This window comes from Corynebacterium suranareeae (assembly GCF_002355155.1).
Lineage (GTDB): Bacteria > Actinomycetota > Actinomycetes > Mycobacteriales > Mycobacteriaceae > Corynebacterium > Corynebacterium suranareeae.
Window position 1 is genome coordinate 116,009 of sequence record NZ_AP017369.1, and the last position, 23,012, is coordinate 139,020.

21 protein-coding genes are annotated in these 23,012 nt (G+C 50.1%); 13 read left to right on the plus strand and 8 right to left on the minus strand.

Annotation, left to right across the window (positions count from 1 at the left end; all coding sequences use genetic code 11):
- The first annotated feature begins 4 nt into the window (after positions 1-4).
- The gene (locus N24_RS00570; RefSeq protein WP_096453408.1) at positions 5-688 is read left to right on the plus strand and encodes an IclR family transcriptional regulator; all 684 of its coding nucleotides are present in this window, start codon (positions 5-7) and stop codon (positions 686-688) included.
- Here the strand turns inward: N24_RS00570 and N24_RS00575 are convergent.
- A complete protein-coding gene (locus N24_RS00575) occupies positions 674-1,636 on the minus strand; it encodes an esterase/lipase family protein (protein ID WP_096453410.1) in 963 nt (320 codons plus the stop codon). The genes N24_RS00570 and N24_RS00575 overlap by 15 nt on opposite strands.
- Before the next feature lie 9 nt (positions 1,637-1,645).
- The gene (locus tag N24_RS00580; RefSeq protein WP_096453412.1) at positions 1,646-2,536 is read right to left on the minus strand and encodes an esterase/lipase family protein; all 891 of its coding nucleotides are present in this window, start codon (positions 2,534-2,536) and stop codon (positions 1,646-1,648) included.
- A gap of 172 nt (positions 2,537-2,708) precedes the next feature.
- On the opposite strand from N24_RS00580, the gene N24_RS00585 reads away from it, so the two are divergent.
- On the plus strand, positions 2,709-3,542 hold the full coding sequence (locus N24_RS00585) for a hypothetical protein (RefSeq protein WP_096459516.1): 834 nt from the start codon (positions 2,709-2,711) through the stop codon (positions 3,540-3,542).
- A gap of 21 nt (positions 3,543-3,563) precedes the next feature.
- Here N24_RS00585 and N24_RS00590 read toward each other — a convergent pair whose 3' ends face one another.
- Positions 3,564-5,027 (minus strand): GntP family permease, encoded by a 1,464-nt coding sequence (locus N24_RS00590; RefSeq protein WP_096453414.1) that lies wholly within the window; start codon positions 5,025-5,027, stop codon positions 3,564-3,566.
- A gap of 188 nt (positions 5,028-5,215) precedes the next feature.
- Entirely contained in the window at positions 5,216-5,743 is a 528-nt protein-coding gene (locus N24_RS00595; protein WP_096453416.1) for a MarR family winged helix-turn-helix transcriptional regulator, read from the minus strand.
- 257 nt (positions 5,744-6,000) lie between these two features.
- Between N24_RS00595 and N24_RS00600 the strand changes: the two genes are divergently transcribed.
- From N24_RS00600 to N24_RS00650, 11 genes are all read left to right on the plus strand, one after another.
- Complete coding sequence (locus N24_RS00600; RefSeq protein WP_096453418.1) at positions 6,001-7,209, plus strand: homogentisate 1,2-dioxygenase; 1,209 nt, start codon at positions 6,001-6,003, stop codon at positions 7,207-7,209.
- A 2-nt stretch (positions 7,210-7,211) separates the two neighbouring features.
- Positions 7,212-8,030, plus strand: coding sequence for a hypothetical protein (locus tag N24_RS00605; RefSeq protein ID WP_096453420.1), 819 nt, complete (start codon positions 7,212-7,214; stop codon positions 8,028-8,030).
- 5 nt (positions 8,031-8,035) lie between these two features.
- Positions 8,036-9,262: a fumarylacetoacetase gene (gene fahA / locus N24_RS00610; RefSeq protein WP_096453422.1), complete on the plus strand. Its 1,227-nt coding sequence runs from the start codon at positions 8,036-8,038 to the stop codon at positions 9,260-9,262.
- Between the two features lie 104 nt (positions 9,263-9,366).
- A complete protein-coding gene (locus tag N24_RS00615) occupies positions 9,367-9,873 on the plus strand; it encodes a MarR family winged helix-turn-helix transcriptional regulator (RefSeq protein ID WP_096453424.1) in 507 nt (168 codons plus the stop codon).
- Between the two features lie 276 nt (positions 9,874-10,149).
- Positions 10,150-10,452: an urease subunit gamma gene (locus N24_RS00620; protein ID WP_096453426.1), complete on the plus strand. Its 303-nt coding sequence runs from the start codon at positions 10,150-10,152 to the stop codon at positions 10,450-10,452.
- Positions 10,453-10,476: 24 nt separating this feature from the next.
- Positions 10,477-10,941 carry an urease subunit beta gene (locus N24_RS00625; protein WP_096453428.1) on the plus strand — a complete coding sequence of 155 codons (465 nt, stop codon included), beginning with the start codon at positions 10,477-10,479 and terminating at the stop codon, positions 10,939-10,941.
- Entirely contained in the window at positions 10,942-12,654 is a 1,713-nt protein-coding gene (gene ureC, locus N24_RS00630; protein ID WP_096453430.1) for an urease subunit alpha, read from the plus strand. It abuts the gene before it with no gap.
- Positions 12,655-12,680: 26 nt separating this feature from the next.
- Entirely contained in the window at positions 12,681-13,154 is a 474-nt protein-coding gene (ureE, locus tag N24_RS00635; protein ID WP_096453432.1) for an urease accessory protein UreE, read from the plus strand.
- Positions 13,154-13,834 carry an urease accessory protein UreF gene (locus N24_RS00640; RefSeq protein ID WP_096459519.1) on the plus strand — a complete coding sequence of 227 codons (681 nt, stop codon included), beginning with the start codon at positions 13,154-13,156 and terminating at the stop codon, positions 13,832-13,834. The genes ureE and N24_RS00640 overlap by 1 nt, the downstream gene beginning before the upstream one ends.
- 17 nt (positions 13,835-13,851) lie before the next feature.
- Positions 13,852-14,469 (plus strand): urease accessory protein UreG, encoded by a 618-nt coding sequence (gene ureG / locus N24_RS00645; RefSeq protein WP_096453434.1) that lies wholly within the window; start codon positions 13,852-13,854, stop codon positions 14,467-14,469.
- Positions 14,470-15,321: an urease accessory protein UreD gene (locus N24_RS00650; protein ID WP_096453436.1), complete on the plus strand. Its 852-nt coding sequence runs from the start codon at positions 14,470-14,472 to the stop codon at positions 15,319-15,321.
- Here the strand turns inward: N24_RS00650 and N24_RS00655 are convergent.
- From N24_RS00655 to N24_RS00670, 4 genes are all read right to left on the minus strand, one after another.
- Positions 15,318-16,070, minus strand: coding sequence for an alpha/beta fold hydrolase (locus tag N24_RS00655; RefSeq protein ID WP_231910771.1), 753 nt, complete (start codon positions 16,068-16,070; stop codon positions 15,318-15,320). The genes N24_RS00650 and N24_RS00655 overlap by 4 nt on opposite strands.
- Before the next feature lie 20 nt (positions 16,071-16,090).
- The gene (locus N24_RS00660; protein ID WP_096453438.1) at positions 16,091-18,427 is read right to left on the minus strand and encodes a cytochrome P450/oxidoreductase; all 2,337 of its coding nucleotides are present in this window, start codon (positions 18,425-18,427) and stop codon (positions 16,091-16,093) included.
- A 601-nt stretch (positions 18,428-19,028) separates the two neighbouring features.
- Positions 19,029-20,183 carry an MFS transporter gene (locus N24_RS00665; protein WP_096453440.1) on the minus strand — a complete coding sequence of 385 codons (1,155 nt, stop codon included), beginning with the start codon at positions 20,181-20,183 and terminating at the stop codon, positions 19,029-19,031.
- A gap of 11 nt (positions 20,184-20,194) precedes the next feature.
- Entirely contained in the window at positions 20,195-23,005 is a 2,811-nt protein-coding gene (locus tag N24_RS00670; RefSeq protein WP_096453442.1) for a hypothetical protein, read from the minus strand.
- Between the last annotated feature and the right edge of the window lie 7 nt (positions 23,006-23,012).

Consider the following 23,012-nt stretch of genomic DNA (forward strand, 5'->3'; position numbering starts at 1 on the left):
ATCGATGACTGAAGATACTAAGCCGGTAGGTGCTAAGACTCTGGACAATGGGCTTAGGGTGCTTGAAGCGGTGACAGCTGAGTCATCGGGGATAACGTTGACTGAGTTGGCTGCCCAAACGCATCTTCATGCCACTGTTGTGTTCAGACTGTTGCAAACTTTGGAAGCTCATCGACTTGTTCGCAGAGATGAGAACAAAAGGTACTTTGCAGGATCTGGACTTATCCATTTGGCAGCCTCAGTCGATGTGGATCTTAAAGCGTTGGTGTCTCCTTATCTGCAAAGACTGGCTGACCGGACGCAGGCTTCTGCATATGTCATGATTTCTATCTCTGAAACTCAAGTAATGGCTGAACAAGTCGTCCAACCCATGATGCATCTGCCATATGTAACGTTTTCAGCAGGTAGTATCCATGCCCTTGATCGGGGTTCTGGTGGTCGTGCCATTTTGGCTGGGCGAGCACCTTCTCGGAATGATTCGGAGGAGGTTAAACTTGACCGGGAGCGTGGATATTCCATTAGTCATGGGGAGGTTCTTCCCAACGTGTATGGCGTGGCTGCTCCGTTGTCGCTGCCGGATCGTTTTCCAGAAGCATCAATTGGCGTATCCCTGCTTGATGATAAAAATTTGGATGAGATTGCAGATTTAGTCCGCGGTGTAGCTCGAGAGATCTCACTCCAAATTTGACACCAACGTACTTAAATTTGCTCTGACCAGGGCGCGGACGCGGGAGTCATAGGGCATGGCTTCGTGGAGGACAACGGAGTTTGGGTCCAGGTTTTCAACCCAGATGTTTTTCACACGTTCCAGTTCTTCTGAGTTCCGTGCCTCTAGGAAGCAGGTTTCTGGTGGTTGGATCACGGTGTCAAAGTGGGTGGCGATGCACAGGTAGGTCACGCCGGGATCGAGATCGCCACCTTCATTGATGGCATTGATGGTGTCGTGGCCTCGGATCATTTCAAATCCAGCTTCCCCAAACCATGAGTTCACTACGGAATTAACTACCGTTTCACCTCGGTTGTTGCGGATCAGTGGGCTGACAATGCCTCCCATGGTGGTTCCGTGGTTGGGTACAGCTAGTGACACCATGTGTTTTACTTTTGTTGCACCTCCCAAAACGCGCATCCAGTATCGCAAAAGCACACCACCTTGGGAGTGTCCGACCACGATTACTTTTGATGCCCCAGTAGCGAGCAATACTGTATCTATATAGGCCCCAATTTGTGCGGATGATTCTGCCACGGCTCCTGTGGCGCGTTGGCCAAAATCGGGTGCAAAAACTGCCCATCCATCGCGGCGTAAATCTGCACCGAGGTCTTGCCAATCGCCTTTTGTGGCTCCGGTTCCGTGTATTAAAACGACAGGCCAGGGGCGTTCTTTGGTGGGCCGTGCTCGCCAATCGTCTTCAAAAAGGCCACGTGAACGCATGCGTGCCAGCATGGGTAGTGAATTGGAGTGGTCTTCGTTGAGTTTGCCGCGGTTTTTGGGGTTGCGGTAGAAGTTTGTTGCGATCTCATTGACCACATCATCTGGTAATGCATCAGCTTCCGGAGCATTGTCGGTGGGTAGGTTTTTCCACACGGACCTTAACGCATTGGTGAGTTCTCGGCGGAGATCATTAAGTGCGTCAACCATGTCCCCAACTTAGCCGAGGCGCGCTACCCGGTCGAGCTCTGCGCGCACGATTTCTATTACTCGGGGGTCGCGCACCATGTCGTTGTGGGCGATCATTGCGCGTGGGTGTTCATCTTCTACCCAAATATTGTGAACTCGATCGGGGTCGTCATCTTCGCTCACCTCAAGGAATGCCACTTCTGGTGGTTGGATGAATGGATCAAAATGGGTGCCGACGCAGGTGTAGGTAACGCCAGGGTCGAGGTCGCCTCCGTCGGCTAGGAATTCAATAATGTCGTGTCCGCGAAGCTGCTCAAATCCGGTGGGGCCAAAAAGTCTGTGCATCAATCTTTCGACCGTTCCTTCACCTGACTTCACCTTCGTCATTGGATTCAAAATGCCACCCATGAGGGTTCCGTGATTGGGTGTGGAGATAGATATCATATGCCTGACCTTCATGTATCCGCCGTAGGTACGCATCCAATACCGCGCCACCACGCCTCCTTGCGAGTGTCCAACGAGCACAATTTGCGCGGCTTTAGTCACCAGCAACACGGCATCTATGTAGGCGCCGATCTGGGCAGCGGAGGCTGCAATGGGTTCGGTGGCGCGTGTTCCAAAATCAGGTGCAAACACCGCCCAGCCCTTGCTGCGCAGTTCAGCGCCCATTTCCTCCCAGGAACCTTTGCTGGCGCCAGAGCCATGAATCAGCACAACCGGCCAAGGCCGAGCGCCGCTTGGTCGCGCTCGCCAATCATCTTGGAAGAACCCTTTTGGTTTCAGCCGTGCGGTCAGGGGCAGGGTGATATTTGTTGCGTGGTCATAGAGCTCCTGGGTGAGTTCCTCCGCGAAATCCTCCCGCGGCTTGCGCCGTATCTTCGCCACGCCGCGCTTAATAGCGCGCTTTAACAAATGGGCCATGTGCACACATTAACGCCGTAGGCATGGTTGCGCTCGCTGAGCGATTTTGCTTTTCGACGCCACCCTCCGTAACAGTTCCAACTCAAACCACCAACGATTCAACCGTTATCGCTTTTGTCTATGAAAATAGTGCAAAAATGGAGTTTAAGCTGTCGTGGAGAGGATGATCATCATGAGCAATGTGCAGCAGTTTCATCGATTTTTTGATGATTCCGCAGTCTACTATCCCTGTTTCGTCCCGCTAGACCGAGCAATCGGCGAACATTTTGATCGCCAGAACAAGCCGATGTCCAGATTCATCGGCACGCTTATTTTGCCTCTGGCCAAGTTGGAAGAAGCTGCTCAATACACCGGAGATCAAGTACTGCGTGTATCTGCAGTAATCAGTACAGACGAACTGGGAGATCTGCGACGAGATTTCTATGAACTCCCCAACATTGATATCGCTTCGGTAGAAATCAAACTCGTTGGTGCAGCACTAACCACCACCGCGTGGCTTGATGATGTAGAAAAATTTATCCAACAACACCGCAACACTTTAGTGTGGGTGGAAATCCCTACCGCCTTGGTCACGGCAGATACCGTCCGAAGGCTGCGCCATATGGGAGCTGGCTTAAAGTACCGAACTGGTGGTGATCGGGAAGAGCTCTTCCCAGCACCCGAAGATTTGATAAAGGTGCTGAGTACTGCCATTTCTGCTTCATTGCCGTTCAAGCTCACTGCTGGTCTGCACCGTGCATTGCGGTACAAGGACGAAAAAACTGGCCGTCTGCATTTCGGTTTCCTTAATATTGCAGCTGCGGTGGCAACCCTGCGTTCTGGGAAAGGAGCGGATGAAGCACTGAAAATTCTTCAGGGCGATGATGCCGCTCCATTGGTTCATGCTTTGCAGAGTGATGAAAATTGGCGGGATTCATTCCGAAGTTTCAGCACGTGCAATGTGGTGGAACCGCTTAACACCCTGATTGATCTTGATATTTTGGCAGAAAGCGATGTCCACCCTTAAAAGCGGCAGAATAAGTAGTCATTACTGCAGGGCTGGGAACATGAACCCAAGTGCAATAATGGCTAGGACTCCAATAAACGGAACGATCACCGTCACTACTCCAATATCCTTGTAGGACTGGCGGTGTGTCATTCCTGTGACCAGCAACAATGTCACGATTGCGCCGTTGTGTGGCAGGGAATCGAAGGAAACTGAGGCCATAGCCATAGCGCGGTGGAGGAAATCTAGGGAGATGCCTTGGGCATCTGCCAAAGGAACAAGATACTCCGCGAAACTTTGCATCGCGATGGTAAGACCACCCGAGGAAGATCCTGTAATTCCCGCGATCACTGCTGTTGCAAGGGAACCCACGATAACTGGGTTGTCGCTGACATCGAAAAGGCTGTCGCGGATAACAGCAAAAATGGCCAAGGACGCGATCACGCCACCATATGCTACTTCGGAAGCGGTGGTGAAGACGGGAAGCACAGCATTTTTCGCACCATCGGAAAGGGCGGTGATGTAGTCTTTAACGGATTTTGGAGACATGATAAAGATCGCGATGATGGCGGTAACAAGTGCTACCACCACTGACCACACACCAATCACATTAGACAGTGCAACCCCGCCAAATTTTTCTTCTGACAAGTAGGAGAAATCCAAAACATCCGACAAGACATAAACAAACAGCAAGTTGGTGATGACAACAACCAGAATTGGAAATAACCCGATAAAGCCACGCAGGTGAAGATTGTGAGTGATGCGGGTGCGTTCTGCGATTACTACTCCGCGCTTTCCTACTTCTTCAAATTCATCATCGGTATTGGGGTTGGGATCTTTACCGTCGATGTAGTGGGAAGTATAGCCTTCGCCAGCCTTTTCCAGCTGCTTCTTGCGATAGTTCAACCATGCCATACCCAGCCCAAACGTAATGGCAGCGCCAATGATGCCTAGCAGCGGTGCGGCAAAGGATGTGGTATTAAAAAATCGTGTTGGAATCGCATTGTGGATTTGTGGAGATCCCGGCAATGCAGCGGTGGCAAAAGTGAAGATACCCAGTGCAATTGCAGCTGGCATGAGCTTTTTAGGAATATTTGCTTCACGGAACAAAGCACTAGCAATGGGGTAGATCGTAAACGCAATAACCCAGGCAGACACGCCACCATAGGTGAGTAGTGCGGTGGCGATGACTGTTGCCAACACTGCTCGTTGAGGTCCAAGAAGTGTTGAAATCCAATGGGCTAGGTCTTTTGCTAGGCCACTCACGGTCATGAGTCGACCAAAAATTGCCCCGGCCAAAAACAGTGGGAAGAAACTAACGATGAATCCACCCAAGGCAGGCATAAAAATTTGGGTATAGGTGGCTAACATCGGGGCACCGGAGAATATCACCGCGATCATTGCGGAGATCGGGGCAATGACGACCACGGAATGGCCCCGGTAGGCCATGGTGATCAAAAATGCTAGTGAAATTAAAATTCCAAGCAGGGGGATGAACGTAGACATAAAACGTCCTTGGTTGAGGTGAGTCTGGGGGTGTTTATCTAAGACAATCGACAATTTATGTGATTGAGGGCACAGTACAATAACGCCCTGAAAATAGTCAAGGCATGAACTAATAAAAGGGTAAAATTGACGCCCTTTTGACAAAAATCCCACGTGTGAAGCTACACCCGTTTATCCCCCGAAAGTAGCTAGCGCCTTTGCTCTCGAACCTCCTCTGCGCGCTTTCCGTTGAGGAGTTTATTGAGCAGTGAAATTAAAAGATCCCTTTCGATCGCGGTGAGGGAGCTAGACCATTGGGTTTCGAGGTCGTTTTGTAGAGGGAAGACTTTGTTTATATATTCCTCACCTTTGGGTGTGAGGATAAGGAGTTTTGACCTGCGATCTTCAGCCGATGCCTCCTGGGTAACATAACCCTGCTTGAGCAGTGGCTTCAGTAAATTTGAGATTGCCGATTTTCCCATTCCGGTTAGTTCAGCGGCTCGTGCCGGGGTGAGTGGACCAGCAAGCCAGACGACGAAAATAACGCGATAAGCTGCCCAACTTGACTCCTCGGGGCGGTGGACTGTCGCATCAAAGTCGTATGTGAGCAGGTGGGACACCCGATTAAGTGCTACGGAGAGCTGGTTGGCTGTTGGGTCTGAATGTGGAACTAGTTCGGCCACTTTGGAGCTGGCAAACTCTGCAAAATTCCGATATTCCAGATTGTCTTGTGTCATTTCGTCTCCTTTGTTTGAAATGAGCATAATCCAATCCAAATTGCGTAGTTGTAAAAGGATCTTGGAATGTGTGAAAAGCCAATGGGGGTGAAAATTTCACCCTCTAAAGCAAAGATTGCAATGGTGTTAAAAGTGTTATTTTCCCGGGGGATTTATGGAAACCGTGAACATTGCAAGGTCTGTTGAGAATTGAGGGTAGACGAGAGTTTAAGTGAACGATATAGTACATGCATGAACTACATTGAAAGGGAAACATCATGGCTTACTACCGTTCTCTAGGAACACTTCCTCGCCAGCGCCACACGGTTCTGCGCGGAGAAGATGGACGTTTACGTTTTGAAGAACTCATGGGGGAAGAAGGCTTTTCCTCTGATTCATCGTTGCTGTACCACAAGGAAATTCCATCTGCATTGGTTGATGCGCGTCCGTGGGTGCTTCCGGATCAAACACTGACTCCTAATGATCCGTTGATTCCACTGCACTTAAAGCTTCATGAATTAGATGCGCCCGCGGGACAAAAAGTTAATGCGGTGACAGATCGTCGTTTGGTTCTTGGAAACTCTGATGTACGTATTTCCTATGCGAAAGTAAATGAGACCTCGCCACTGTATAAAAACGGTGTCGGTGATGAATGCGTTTATGTTGAACGTGGCTCGGCACTTTTAGAAACTCAATTTGGTGCCCTAGAGGTATCCCAAGGCGATTATGCCATGATTCCTCGTGCAGCAATCCACCGCTGGGTCCTGCGAGATGGTGAAGAAGCACGACTTTATTTCATTGAAGCAAATAGCCATATCGCGCCACCAAAACGCTTTTTGTCCAAGTATGGCCAGCTTCTAGAACATGCTCCTTATTGTGAGCGTGACTTCCGAGGACCAACTGAGATTCTCTTACGTGAAGAAGAAGATGTAGAGGTTTATATCAAGCACCGTGGTGCAGGACCTTCCGGATTGTCTGGTTCCATCCATGTCTTGCCTACACACCCATTTGATGTGGTGGCGTGGGATGGCTGCCTGTATCCCTATGTTTTCAACATCAAGGATTACATGCCGTTAACGGGTAAAGTGCACCAGCCACCACCATCGCACCAGGTGTGGGAGGGATGGAACTTTGTGATCTGCAACTTTGTTCCTCGAAAAGTTGATTACCACGAGGGCGCGATCCCAGTTCCGTACTACCACTCCAACGTGGATTCTGATGAGGTCATGTTCTACGTCGAAGGTAACTATGAGGCACGAAAAGGGTCAGGAATTAAAGAAGGATCCATTTCTCTGCACCCTGGTGGACACCCGCACGGGCCACAGCCAGGTGCAATGGAAGCATCCCTTGGCGTTGAATACTTCGATGAGACCGCAGTGATGGTTGATACCTTCAAACCTCTGCTGCTTGGTGAGGCAGGAATTGCCTGCAATGATCCAAAATATGCCTCTTCCTGGACTGGCGGTCGCTGGATTGGAGAGTCATAGGTGTGTCTACGCTTCAACAAATCACTAAATTTTTTGATGATGCCGCAATTTTTCCACCGGGCTTAGCACCGCTGCGCGAAGCGGTTCAAGCCCACATTGCAAGACGAGACGATCCCGTATCTCAAGTGGTGGGTCCATTCATTGTGCCTGTGGCAAAACTAGCGGAAGCTGCCACCTATGCAGGTGGGGAAAAACTTGATGTATCGGTGATTCTTAATTCCACAGAAGTTGATCTGTTGGTGGAAACAGCCAAAAAGTACTCCAACATTGAGATTGTGGCTGTGGAGGCCAAAATAGTTGATGGGCTTGAGGGGATAGCTGAAATACGGGAGAGGTTGGCGTCGACAAGCATTTTCGTTGAGCTACCCGCTGACCTGGTCAGCGCTGACAACCTTAAATATCTGCGCACGCTGGGCGCCGGGCTGAAGTTTCGCACCGGCGGGATCCGCCAAGAGCTTTTCCCCACATCACAGCAGCTTATCGACGTGCTCGCTCTGGCAATCAGAACGGAAATCCCTTTCAAATTGACGGCTGGGTTGCATCGTGCGATGCGATACAAGGATGAAAAAACCGGATTTCAACATTTTGGATTCCTCAATGTGGCCGCAGCTGTTAAAGAGTTGCAATCTGGGCATGGGGTAGAAGCAGCGCTTCAAATTTTGGACTCGGACGATGCGCAGCAAGTGATTGAAGTGGTGTCCAGGGATCAGCAGTGGCGCACATCGTTTCAAAGCTTTGGCACCTGCAGCATTGCAGAACCATTGGAAACTTTGGCAGATATTGGCTTTATCGACACCACGATTTTTGACATCGAAGGATAGGACATATGACTTCAACGGCAGTAAAAGAACTAGCAACCGACGGTTTTGGAATCGAAAACCTCCCCTATGGTTCATTTGAACTTGAGGGTGAAACCCATTTGGGAGTCCGATTGGGGGATCACGTCATTGACCTTAAATCACTGATTTCCAAAATAGGTGGATTAGACGAAGAGGTAGCTCGCGCAGCTTCCGCCTCCAACTTGGATCTGCTTCTAGCCGGCGGAAAAGCCATATGGTCACCGCTGCGTGCATGGTTGCAAACAACCCTAAAAGATGAAGAGGCATCAGAAGAAGTACTGGCCAGCGCCGTGCCACTTAATGAAGTGACCATGAAGCTGCCATTTACCCCAGCTGATTACGTGGATTATTATGCGTCCGAGCATCACGCAACCAATCTTGGAAAAATGTTCCGCCCCAATGAAGATGCGCTAAAGCCCAACTGGAAGCACCTCCCAGTTGGATACCACGGCAGGTCAGGAACCATTTTTGCATCAGGAACAGATGTTATTCGCCCAAAGGGTTTGCGTCCCGGCCAAGATTCCATTCCATCATTTGGGCCAAGTAACCGGCTTGATATTGAAGCAGAGATGGGCTTTGTTCTAGGTGGATCTGCACCTCGTGGTGAGGTAAATATTGCAGATGCAGCAGATCATATTTTTGGCGCATTTTTGTTTAATGACTGGTCAGCTCGTGATATTCAAAACTATGAGTATGTGCCTTTAGGTCCCAACCTTGGAAAATCTTTCGCCTCCACGGTAGGCGAATGGGTTGTACCTTTTGAAGCTTTAAACGCGGCTCGAATCGCTCCACCGAAAAGAACTTTTGAGCTCGCGCCCTACCTTCAGGATCCAACAGATGAGCACGGTGAATTTGGCCTCGATGTGACTTTAACCGTGCGTCTTAATGATCAAGCAGTGTCTCATCCTCCATTTGGGTTGATGTACTTTACCGCGCCACAAATGCTGGCACATATGACCGTTAATGGCGGTTCCCTGCGCCCAGGCGATATGTTTGCCTCGGGCACCATCTCTGGCCCGGATGCCAACCAACGTGGATCATTCATTGAACTTTCCTGGGGTGGAAAAGAACCACTGCAACTCGAAGACGGTAGTGAGATCACCTTTCTCCGGGATGGCGATACCGTAACACTGCAAGCAGTTGCGCCTGGACCTGATGGTTCAACAATCAGCTTTGGTGACTGTGTGGGAACGATCAAACCAGCAACCGACTAAGCCTTGAAACAAGAGCCGGTGTACGGAAAAGTAATTTTCCGCACACCGGCTCTTGTAATCTTTGGGGTAACAAGAAAGACGCTTTTCGACGAAAGAAGACGCACATGACGGTTAACTCAGAAAGTTTTGAATACTGGGATTTTGTGCGAAGCAGCCGAGCGAAACTTTCGGAGGAATTATCTGGAATTGATATCAGCCCCAATGATTTAGCCATGATTCTCAACCGTGCATCCGGTGTTGCCACCGGGGTTTCCGAAGCAGAAGTTCACCGCCCGAAAGGCATGGGGTGGAATGCCTTTAAAGTGCTTTTTATTTTGTGGATGGAAGGTGACCTAGAGCAGCATCGCGTGGCCATGCTTGCAGGAACTAGCAGGGCAACCACCTCGTCGATCGTTAAATCTTTAGTCAGTGCAGGGTATGTAGAGCAAACACCGTCGACGATCGATAAACGCACGCATGTGCTTTCTTTGACGCTGTCAGGGGCAGAACTAATCAAAGAATCGTACTTGGAACAAAATGACATTTTATCCTCGTGGAACCGCAGACTGACTAAAACTGAACAAGAAATTTTAAAGATGCTGCTTTTGAAGTTGCTGCGAGGAGATGAATAGTTAGGGTTGCCGCGGATCTGGAGATTTTCAATTAAGTTTGAGGTATATCTCGGGCTCAAATAACTCAAATGAGCTGTAGGTTTCTGATTTGAGGTGGTATTAGAAGATGCAAAACACTGAAGCTTTTAGCGCGGATAATTTTTAATAGTTCATCCCAAATATTCTTCTATTTTTATCCCGGAAAAAAGCGGTATATTGTCGATTTTTAAAGGCTCTCCCAAAAGTTTCACACGGGGAGCTAAACTAATTTCTGTTGCCTGACAGAAAGGGGAAAAATTGCATATCACTCCACGTGAACAAGAAAAACTAATGATCGTGGTGGCGGCAGATCTTGCACGTCGCCGTAAAGATCGCGGCCTGAAACTTAACCACCCAGAAGCCGTCGCACTTCTCACGTACGAACTTATTGAAGGCGCACGCGATGGTCGCACAGTCGCAGAACTCATGAGCTGGGGAAGCACCATTTTAACCAGGGATGATGTCCTCGAAGGAATCCCAGAAATGATCCCTGACATCCAGGTAGAAGCAACATTTGATGACGGCACCAAGCTTGTGACTGTTCATAACCCCATCCGTTAAACCTTGATGTTTTAAGGAGTTTTCATGATCCCAGGCGAGTACATCTTGTCCAAGGAATCTCTCACCGGAAACGTCGGGCGAGAGGCCAAAACCATTGAAATCGTCAACACCGGCGACAGGCCAGTGCAGATCGGTTCACATTTTCACTTCGCAGAGGTCAATCCCAGCATCCGCTTTGACCGCAGCGAAGGCTATGGTTTCCGCCTTGATATTCCAGCAGGCACCGCAGTGCGTCTCGAACCAGGTGACGCCAGGACCGTCAACCTAGTTGCCATTGGTGGTGACCGCGTTGTTTCAGGCTTCCGTGACCTCGTTGATGGACCTTTGGAAGACCGCAAAGTCAACGTATGGGAAGGCCGCGAAGATCATTGGCGCCGTTCCTCTGCAGCTGGTGATGCTCCACAAGAATTGCCACAGTCTGATGCCGCAGAACGTGGCCGCAAGCTTGATGAGGCCACTGATGAGAGCTCGGAAGAAGGACGTAAATAAATGAGTTTTGAGATTTCCCGCAAGCAATACACCGACCTCTACGGTCCAACCGTTGGTGATTCTGTTCGCTTGGCTGACACAGAGCTCTACCTATGCGTGGAAAAAGACTACGCAGCAATTGGTGAAGAAGTCACTTTCGGCGGTGGCAAAGTAATCCGTGATGGCATGGGCCAAAACGGTACCTTGGTGCGCGATGTTGATATCCCAGACACTGTGATCACCAACGTGATCGTGCTGGATTACACCGGTGTGTACAAAGCAGACGTGGCGCTTCGCAACGGCAAAATTTTCCGCATCGGTAAAGCCGGAAACCCGAATGTCATGGAAAATGTGGATATCGTCATTGGTGTTGCAACCGACATCATCGCTGGTGAAGGCAAGATCTTAACTGCAGGCGGCATTGATACCCACGTACACTTTCTAGGCACCGACCAGGTCAACACCGCTCTGGCATCAGGTATTACCACCATGATTGGCGGTGGTACTGGACCAAGCCAGGCCTCCATGGCCACCACTGTTACCCCAGGTCAGTGGAATACCTACAACATGCTTAGTGCTTTTGAAGGCATGCCCATGAACTTTGGCATCCTGGGCAAGGGACACGGATCATCCAAATCCCCTTTGGCTGAACAAGTACGTGCAGGTGCCATTGGTCTGAAAATCCATGAAGACTGGGGTGCAACCCCCTCATCGATCAACACTGCGTTGGAAGTTGCCGATGACATGGATATCCAGGTGGCTTTGCACTCCGATACCCTCAACGAAGCAGGGTTCGTGGAAGATACCATCGAAGCCATCGCGGGCCGCGTAATCCACACCTTCCACACTGAAGGTGCCGGTGGTGGACACGCACCTGACCTCATTCGAGTTGCCTCACTGCCTAATGTGTTGCCAGCATCTACCAACCCGACTCTTCCATATACCCGCAATACGGTAGAAGAGCACTTGGATATGGTGATGGTTGCGCACCACTTGAATCCAGATATTCCAGAAGATGTGGCGTTTGCTGATTCCCGCATCCGTGCAGAAACCATTGCTGCTGAAGATGTGCTTCACGATATGGGAATTTTCTCCATCACTTCTTCGGACTCTCAAGCAATGGGTCGCGTTGGTGAAACAATCACCCGCACATGGCAGGTCGCTGACCATATGAAACGTACCCGCGGAGCACTAAGTGGTGATTCCCAGTACAACGACAACAATCGTCTGCGTCGATTCGTTGCCAAGTACACCATCAACCCAGCTATCGCTCACGGCGTTGATTACGTGGTGGGTTCGATTGAAGAAGGTAAATTTGCAGACCTTGTGCTGTGGGATCCAAAGTTCTTTGGTGTGAAACCTGATCTGGTGATCAAGGGCGGATTGATGGTTAATTCCCTCATGGGTGATTCCAACGGCTCCATTCCAACACCGCAGCCTCGAACCCTGCGCAATACCTGGGGTGCCTTTGGTCAGGCAGTTTCACGAAGCTCTATTACCTTCTTGTCGCAAGATGCGATCGACGCCAATGTTCCTGATCTGCTGAACTTAAGAAAACAGATTCGTGGCGTTCGTGGCATTAGAAACCTGACCAAAAATGACATGAAGCTTAATGCAGAGATGCCTGATATTCATGTCGATCCAGAGACCTACCAAGTCTTTGTCAATGGTGAATTGATCACCAGCAAGCCAGCAGAGATCGTGCCCATGGCGCGTCGCTACTTCTTGTTCTAGTACCAGCAAAAAGGAAAGGGAGGTCCATGATTATTACAGCGATTGACACCAATATCAGTGATCATCCAGAGTTCGTTTCCGGACGAGAAGTGGTTGGTGTGCGATTTGAAGATTTAGTGTTGGATAAACGCATCCAACGTGTCACACTTCCAAACGGCGTGGAGCTGGGTTTGCGCCTTGATCACGGCCACCCCATCTTGCGTGAAGGTGATGTTTTAAGCGCGGATGAAAATTCGGTTTATGTTGTGGAGATCATCCCAACCGATGTTCTGGTGATCACTCCAGATGATATTCACCAAATGGGTTTTGTAGCGCACTCGCTGGGAAATAGGCACCTACCAGCACAGTTTGCAAAACCTGGTGAGGTAACAGACAAGGCTGCGATGATTGTGCAATATGACCACACCGTGGTCAGCTTCTTGGACGAGCATGAGGTTGACTACCAGCGCACAGAACTGGTCCCACCAATCCCATTTAGGCATAGTGGGCACACACATTGATAGATCTTGATGCCGAATTCTTGCTGCTGCATCTCTCGGACTCAGCACTGCCAACCGGGGCGTTCGCGCACTCATTTGGCTTTGAGACCTACATGGATGCAGAGCGGATTACTGATGCGAAACAGTTTCAGGATTGGTTGACAGTTTTGCTCAAAGTCCAATTGACTAGCGCAGATGCTCTGGCAATGCGGCTTTATTACGCAACACCCACGATGGAGGAATTACAGCGTTTAGATGAACGTCTTTACGCAGGTACTCCGTCAAGAGAAGTACGGGAAGCTAATTCCCGAATGGGTACTCGCATGGCAGAAATCATTGAAGAAACCTACGGGCTACCCATGATTTCGCAGTACCTGGCCCTAATTAAGCAACGCGAACTTTCTGGCCATCCCGCACTAGCTGTAGCCATTGCAGCGCACAAAGCTGAAATTGATGTGGAAAGAGCCATCCATGCGCACTTGATGGCGACGGTGAGCTCGCTGATCCAAAACGCAGTACGTGGCATACCTTTGGGACAAATGGCTGGTCAACGAGTGATGTTTGCCATGCGTGAGCCAATTAATCAGGCAGTACAGCGTAGCGCCACCTTGGAAGAAGTTGATTTCTGCTCAGGTGATCCAGGTTTGGATATTTCACAGATGATCCATGAAACCCAACGCGCACGACTATTCATGAGCTAGAAAAGGAGATTTTAAAAATGAGCCCAATTCGAATCGGGGTAGGCGGACCTGTAGGCGCCGGAAAAACGCAGCTGGTAGAGCGGATTACGCGAGCGCTTATCGACGAAGTCAGCATGGCTGCAATCACTAACGATATCTACACCATCGAAGATGCCAAGATCCTAGCGGCCAATGGAGTTCTGCCAGAAGAACGCATCGTTGGTATCGAAACCGGTGGCTGCCCTCACACCGCAATCCGCGAAGACACCTCCATGAATGATGCGGCAATCAAGGATCTTGTGGAACGCTTCCCAGATTTGGAACTGATCTTTGTCGAATCCGGTGGCGATAATCTTTCTGCAACCTTCTCCCCAGAGCTCGTTGATTTTTCCATCTACATCATCGATGTTGCCCAAGGTGAGAAGATCCCAAGGAAAGCCGGACAGGGAATGATCAAGTCTGATTTGTTTATCATCAACAAAACAGACCTTGCCCCATACGTCGGTGCCAACCTGGACATCATGGTTGAAGATGCCAAAGCATTCCGCAAGAACAAACCATTTTGCCTGACCAACCTGCGCACAGATGAAGGTTTAGATCAGGTCTTGGAATGGATTCGCCATGAGGTGATGATGCAGGACTTGCAGGAAGCCTAAATGACACAAACTCAACCGGTGGGCACACTCAAACTCACCATTGATGATCAAGGACCCCAAGGGCAAAGCCGTGCGGTGGAACAATTTCACCAGGGTGCCCTGCGGGTTATTCGACCTCACTATTTAGATGACTCCGGTCAAGTTTGTTACACCATCATCGCAATAGGTGGTGGATACCTAGGTGGAGATGTCTATGAACAACAGTTCACGGTAAAAGATAACGCCCAGGCGTTGATCACCACCCAGTCCGCGACCAAGATCTACCGCACTCCGCAAGGACCAGCAACGCAGCACACGGAGATCGAAGTCGGTGAAAACGCGGTGTTGGAATATTTGGCGGATCAAACCATCGCGTACCGGGAATCCACGTATCATCAATTCACCAAAGTGACATTGCATCCAACCTCGACATTTGTGCTCAGTGAACAAATAACTCCTGGCTGGCACCCAGATGGCAAACACTTTGCCTACGATGAGATGCGCTTGCACACCGAAATCACCGACGCCACCACGGGTCGGTTATTTCTTCTGGATAATTTATTGCTGCGCCCAGACTCTAGGGAAGGTAGCTTTGGGTGGACCGAGCAGTACACACATTCAGGGCAGATGATTGTGGTGGGGGAGGGCGTCGATAAGCAGCTTGTTGCGGAGCTGAATGCGTCGCTTGCCGAAAACCCTCATGTGTACGGCGCCGTCAATTTTTTAAGCGCGCCCGGCACGGCGCTGCGCGGATTTATTGCGCGCACGCTGAGCAACCGCACTGAAGAGTTGATTAACCTGCACGAACACATCGCATCACTGCTGCGTGGGCGATGGCGCGGGCAAGAACCAGTCAATTTGCGGAAATACTAGACCGAATCCAAAAAACGAAGCACCCTGGATGTAAGCCCCAAAGGGTGCTCGAAAATGGAATAGTGTCCGACATCGGGCAACTCTTCAACCGTCAGATTGTTATAAATCGGACTGAACGTAGATTCCACCACCGACTTGGTCACCGCAGGATCCAACGCTCCCGTAATGACATAAACCGGGAGCGTTTGGCTGCCCAATTCATCCGCGAAATCACAATCTGCCCACGCATAGAAATACTTTTCTACCGCCTCCGGCGTGGAGTTTTCTTCCGTGGATTTAGTCAACTCATCCAACCACGCATCAGGCTGCGAAGAACCCGATGTGAAATCAATGATGGCGCGCCGGGACTGTGGATCCTGGCCTGCTGAGGTAAACAGCTTTCGGGAATCCTCATCAAAGGGGGTTCCTGCTGCTGGAACGGGAGAAATACCCACTAGCGAAACAATGGGAACAGGGCTTTGGGCCAACACTTTTTGCATATACACCCCACCCATGGAGTGGCCTAAAAGTGATAGTTTTTCTGCCTCTATTGTGGAGATATATGCCACGATATCGTCCGCGATTTCTTCAAGACTAAACTCACCTGATTCGTCCTTGCGGCTGCCATAACCTCGGTAATCCCAAAAATGCCAGGTGTATTTATCCTCATCGAGGTAAGTGCCAAAAGGTCCCCAATCAGCGGCATGACCAAACCACCCATTTAGCACAAGGACATGATGCGGACCAGAACCTCTAATTAGTGCAGCCACTGCTTTCTCCTAACCGTTGATTAAATATTGAGAACAAGTTTTGAGCATCCTTTAGCTCGGGAAACACAGGTGAGAATCTTGGCTCCGGTTTCTTTCTCCCGTTCGCTGAGCACATGATCACGGTGATCTATATCACCCGAAAGTACCCCAACTTCACATGTTCCGCAGAGCCCTTCGCGACAGTCGGCGTAAACATCATGACCAGAGCTTTCCAATGTTTCCAACAACGTGGTGTTTGCTGCCACGGTGAGCGCCTCGCCAGTGGAATTAATCTCTACTGTGAATTCTTCATTGTTGCTGGAATCAAGGGCATTAAGCGCAGTGAAGGTTTCATGTCGAATACTTCCTTCCGGCCACTGCGGTAATTGTTCAAGCAAAGAGCTGGTCAGCCGATCAGGACCGCAGGCAAGAAGTTGTACACCTTCAGCATGGCGTTTTTGGAACTGCTCAATATTAAGGCGTGTTCCTTCATCACTGATGTGAAGTTCTGTGTTGGGGCCATGATCACGTTCAATGCGGTCAAGATAGGCAAGGGTAGAGCGATTCTTGCCACAGTAGTGAAGCTCGTAGGAAATGCCACGTTTCTTGGCATCATCAGCCATGGCAAGCATAGGGGTAATGCCTACTCCTCCGGCTACGAGAATCAGGTGGGTGGCGTCTGCATCTGCTCGGAAATTGTTGCGCGGACCCCTGACATTAAGGGTGGATCCTTCCACCAAATTCTCATGAATCCACCGGGATCCACCACGACCATTGTGTTCTAGAGCAACGGCAATTTCCCAGGTCTGTGGATCATCCCCGCAGAGAGAATAATGGCGGTTAACTCCACCCGCTTCCACTTCAATATGTGCACCTGGATGCCAGCTTGGCAGGGGATTGCCATCGGCGGTATCGGCGGATTCCTCGGATTCCGCGGATTCCAACACAAGTCGGCGGATTCCTGGTACTGAATCATCAACATTTTTCACCATGAGTTTGCGGGTGCGTAGTTCACGGCTCGGACCGTTGAAAACCATCTCGGGAAATTCAGCAGGAGGTGTTTGCACTTTTGCTGGATCCCATTCCACCTGTAGTGCATTAGGTCCACGGAATGATGTGTTGGCTACAAATGTGAACTCTTGATCAGCAAGAGTGAGATCAGGAAAGCGCGTGGTTAATTCCTGAAGGATAACTTGCAGCTCCAGACGAGCAAGATTTTTACCTAAACATTGGTGGCTGCCATAACCGAAGGTGAGGTGCTGTGCCGAATTGTCGCGGTAAAGATCAATAACGTCTGGGTCTGGGAAAACCTCTGGATCACGGTTTGCTGCAGCGGACACCATGAGCAGTTTTGAACCTTTAGGCAACTTCACGCCAGAAAGTTCCGTATCGGTAGTGGTGATCCTGCGCCACGCAGCAACACCGCCGGATAGCCTCAGGCATTCTTCGATTGCGTTGGGGATAAGCTCTGGATGTTTGCCCAACTTTTGCCACAGGCCTGGGGTTTCCAAAATAAGCTTTACTGCATTCGCTCCAGAATGGGCTGTGGTCTCATGAGCTGCAACAATGCCGGCCATCATCATGGAGTGAAGGTAAGAATCTGTAACTACTTCTGGCATTTCTTTTTGCATGCGGATGGAAAAAGGCATCCATCCTTCCGCCTCTGGAGTTTCCCGTAGCTCTTCCAGAATATCGCCAGCTAGCTGCCAAAACTTACCCACCGAGGATGCGATTTCTGCTTGTTCCTCATCGCTTGGTCGACCCCAGGTAGAAACAGTATGGGCGACAGAATATTTGTGCAGCAGTTCCATGTCATGTTCTGGAACACCTAAGAAGTGGAAGGCCACGGTGAGCGGAACATCATAAAGCAGTGCCCCAACTAGATCGACGGTGCCTGAACCTTGGAATTGCTCAATGCGTTCGCGCACGAGTTTGCGCACCATAACATCATGATGGGCAAGCTCTTTAGTATCGAATGCTCCACCTAACGCACGGCGTCGGGCAGTATGTTGTGGTTCATCCTCATTAACCAACGTGCGATTCAAACTGAAGTCATGAGCTTTGAGGATCTCCTGGGCTTCTTGGGTAAGCGGAGTGATTTTCTCCAAAGCATTGGAAGGTGAGTATGTGACATTGTCGCGGAAAACTTCTTGCACATCTTCATAACGGGTAATCACCCAGTACCCTAATTTTTCATCGAAGAAAATTGGGGCGTTTTCGCGTGCCCACTTTAAAGCTTCACCGGGGTTGAGCTGATATTCGGTGCCGAAAGGGTCAAAATTTTCAGCAGCTTTTTCTGCGCTAAAACCAAAAGGGCAAGTGGCGGGAGCGTAGCCATCATTTACTTGGCTGGGGAGTGCTGAAAGATCGATAGACATGGTGTCCTCCAATTTTTTGTGATGGCAAACACGTTATCCACATCACAAAATATTGTCAAGGTTTTGACAATTTCAGGTATGGTGATCTGTTCTTACGCCTTCTACTCCAAGTGTTTATGTCAAATGATTGACTAAATATTGCGCTTTCTGCAGCTCGATCAAAGGGGATGAACTCATCGGATTTCTGCACATCCGGATTCCTTGGACAGCGCCTTTTACAGGCCGTTTAAGCGGCTGATTTTTGGCAATGGGTATTTGTATCACCTGGGGTCTTAAAAGGGCTTGAGGGGCGAATCTGTGGGGCTGTTTTTTTCTAACCGCTTTTTAAGTTTTGCGGTTCATTTCATCTGGAGACCAAGCGAGCCCGTCTGAGAGCAAGTTTTGGTCGCATACGCCGGTATCTCCGCCTTCAAATTTGATCTGGCGACCAAGAATCCTGCGAGCGCTTATGGATTTGGTCGTCTGTGCTGGTCCTAAGACACTGCCCAACCAGATCGCTAAAAACCAACCACGTCCCCAACATAAAACCGCTACTAGTCCCCCGAATCCCGAATTTTAAAGACATACTCCCAGGCCACAGATCTACCTTGCAGGAAACTCCCTAAACCACATACCCACGTTTGATCTGAACCCCGCGCACAATAGCTGAGCCACCTGCAAGAACCGCAAGTGCATAAAGCGGAGCGGAGGCATCAAAGTGGGGGAGGAGGGCGTCGAGAAGCACTGGGAGCCCAAATCCTAAATACGTGAACACGTAATAGATGCCGATGCCCGTGCCTCGTCGATTTAAAGGCGTATATGTTTCGATGCCTAAAAGCCCTTCGCGCAGGCAGAGCCCATATGCCGTGCCCAGCAGAATCGATGAAAGCGCGAAAAGCCACACCGGAACAGCGATGCCGCCAATCGCTGCCAGCAGCATTCCCGCTAAAGCACATAGCGCGCCAAAAATGCCGGAACCGCGTCCCCACTTGAATTTTCTGCCTAAAAATTGCGCGATCAATCCTGCGCTGAACGCGATGGCTGCGGCGATTCCCGGCAGCATGATGGTGTTAGAAAAATTCTCAGCCGTGCGCGCGGAAAGCACAACAAGGGATGTGGTGATGCAGCTAAACACCCAAATTGCCATCGGCAAAGAAACCGCAAGCGCCTTTGTCATGCTGCGCTTATGGCTAATTCCCGTAGCCCCGCTGGAGGTGTTTTGTGTGCTGCGCGCATCGCCAAAAAGCCAGCCAATAATCACCGCGAGCAGTGAAAGGGCAACGGTTAAGGCAAACGGCAAAATAATGCTTGTCGACGCAACCCCCAACCCACTTGCCACAATCGGCCCCACCATAAAACCGGCAGTTAAAATAATTCCCGCCAGCGTGATACCACTTGCACCCCGTAGCCGACCTGCCCATGCAGTTCCTGCGCTAACAACCAGGCCAACCCCCAAGCCGACGATGAACCTTCCTACCAGCAAGGCGGGGCCATCATGGGCTAACAAAAGCATAAAGTTTCCGGCAGCAGAGACCACACCGCCGGTGAGGACAACGATGCGTGCACCAAAACGATCAGCAAGCACACCGCCGGCAAGCAAATTGGGTAAAAGTCCCAGCGCATAAATACCAAAAGCGCCGTTGACCAGCACGCTTGATACACCTAGTTGTTCTCTGATCAGCACTAACACTGAGGCAAAATGGTTAGCTGCCCACCCTGCGGTAAAAAGCAGGAAGGCAACGCCTAAGAAGACACGATTAGTGTTCCCTGATCTCATGGGAGAACACTTTAATCCATAAATCGTTCCTTTTCTTCAGCTTTCTTGGCCCAATATTCTGCCTTTTTGGGGTTGCCAAGATCGTCATAAACAGAGGACAGATAGGTGGCGTAATACGCCGATTGCTCGACGGGAATGTCGAGAACATTAAAGGCATTCTCGAGCATTTCTGCACCCGCCTCTAGATTTCCGCTTTGGAACGCATACAGGGCGCCTTGTTCAAGTTGGGATGCAGCGTTGGAAGGATCTCCAGTTGCCATCGCCAAGATATGCGCCCTGTGACATCCTTTGAGGCAGTCATCAAGGCGTTCAAAAGTGAAGTAAGTGCGGTTGAGGGATTCCTGCACATACAGCTTCTGCAGAGCGGAATCTGCGAGCTCATAGGCGGTATTTAAGGTATCAAGCGCCTCAGTCATCCCCAGATCTGCTTGAACAATGGCGATGTTATCGAGCAGTTTGATTTCTGCTTCGTGTTCATCATCAAGTACTTGGGCAAAGGGGAGTGTGTCATTGAGCTCGTCCAGGAGCCACTCGAGTTCACCAAGGGAATATAAAACTCCAGTAAGCATATGCATTGCTTGGACTGCAATCTCAAAGTTTTCAAACGCAGCGGCCATTGCGCGAGCTTGAAGGAGGATCGCGGCAGCTGCCTTTGAATCAACGGTGACAAGGGTTCTTCCCAAAGCAAGAAGAGCCTCCATCTCCAGTTCATCAAATTCCGATTCTTGGGTAAATTTCGGTAGGAGAAGCTTTTCTAGAATCTCGCGAGCTTCAACTGGTTCGACCGCAGCAAGGTGGATACCCAACTTCAATTCTTGCTCGCGGTGTGGCAAACCTGCAGCCTGCATCGACTCGACGGCAAGCCTGGCCATTTCCACGACGCGTTCAGATTTCCCAAAAATGGAGTAAAACTCTGTGAACTGCTCTGCCAGATGAGCAGTGGCTTCACGCAAACCGGCATTGATCAAGAATCCAAGAACCTCATCGAGGATGGCTTCGCCGGTTTGTGTGTTTGGAGATTGTGGGGCCAAAGTCTCTATGTCCAAAGCAAGCAGGTGTTGGCCGTAAAGCATATCCAGCGTGTGCACCTGCGCCGCGGTTCCTACCTTGCGAAGCTCCAGGTAGGTGTCCTTATCTACTTCTCCATCCACTAGAGCAAGGTTGGACGCAAACGCAGAAAAACGGGCTTGCAGATTTTGTTGTGCAAACTCCGGTTTGGATTCAGTAGCTGCGATGATTTCCTGGGCAACTTTATGCGCTTTGTAGCTTTCGCTTCCATAGGGAGCAAAATCTAGGCCATCGAGGCACATTTGACGAAGCAGGATCCAAGATTTCAGATCACGTTCAAGAAGTTGCGCTTCGGTCAAAAATTCCGGTGTGTTGGGGTCTCTTAGCTCGTCATTAGTTTGCGCCTCAAGATAGTCAGCGGCCAAATAGTCCTGGCGACGAAGCTCATCGATGAACAGTTTGCGGCCTTTATCTTCCTGCTCTGGTGGGAAAAGCAAAGCCATCGCGTAGTGCACGCGGTCAAAGTCGGAGAGTTGCGCAAATTCTTCGTCGCTCAGCACAAAACGCTGACAATCGGCAAAAGCTCCGCGCTTCAGACAGATGTAGAACAACGACAGCTTATCCTCAACAGTTTCAGGTTCACTCGGGGTGGCTGTCTGCACCTGAAGCAGCAAATTGGATCCGCCTAAGTTCACTGGAATATCCAAATCGGCATTGGCCGTGGAGGCTTCAAAGCGTTTGGCAAAATTATCATTGCCATTGCGGGCGTCATATTCGCGGGCAAGGTTGCGCGCCAATTCCAGGCAGCGCTCTTTAAGCTTGTCGACGCTCAAATCCACATCTTGGCCAAACACCTCACCACTACCGGAGACAATCACATCGCCAAACCCTGCGCGGTCGGTAGAGGACAACAAGGTATAAGCACCCAAGTAGAACTGGAAATGTCCCAAGGTGGCCAACGGATCAGTGATCAATCGGTGCTGGTAGCGGGTAAGTAGAGCTAGCCCCTTGGAGTGGTTTCCGGTTACTCCAAGGAATTCTAAATGGCGCCCAACAGTATCAAGCGATTGAAACTCTGGATTTGCCTTGGCGCTGACGTCTTGTAGATGACGTGCAAATTCGACATCCCCAGTTTTCAACGCCTGCATCATAAAAGCAGCGGTAGTGGTCTCCGGCTCCATGACACAGCCGATTGAACCAAAGCTTAAGATCTGGGTAACAAGGTTTGATGCTTCGTCGAAATCTTTTGTTGCCATCGCGAGTGCAAATTTTCCTGCAATCTTGCAGGTTGGACAATCGTCGAAGGGATCGCTGTAGGAGGAGGCGTCGATAAGCTCTTGGCGCTTAAGCGCGTGCTCGAGGGAGCCGTTAATGAGGGCGTCGTCGCGGTATTCAATATCAATCGCGAGATTCGGAATACCCGCGCTTGAGTAGTGGTCCTCCATCTGATCAAGCATGTCGTCGATCTGCTCACGCGTGAACAACACAGAGCTAACCACCAGGTTGAGGGCATTTTTGTACAGCCAAAACAGATCCGGATAGGAACCGTCTAAACTCTCACCAGGAAAACGCAGCGGATCGCGATCATGCATTCCAACAGCCGCGGAAAAGTGCGTAAGTAGGGAGGTGTGATCCACGTTGACATTAGCCAACGAGGCTAAAAACAACCGAGCCTTAAATTCTGTATCTTCATCCCCGGTTTCCTGCGCCACATTCAAAGCAAGCTGAAAAGTTTCAACTTGCTCATCATTCATGGGCATATTCATTGCACGATCTAATAACGCGCTTGCTGACTGCTCAAAGCCATAATCCATGTCTCCG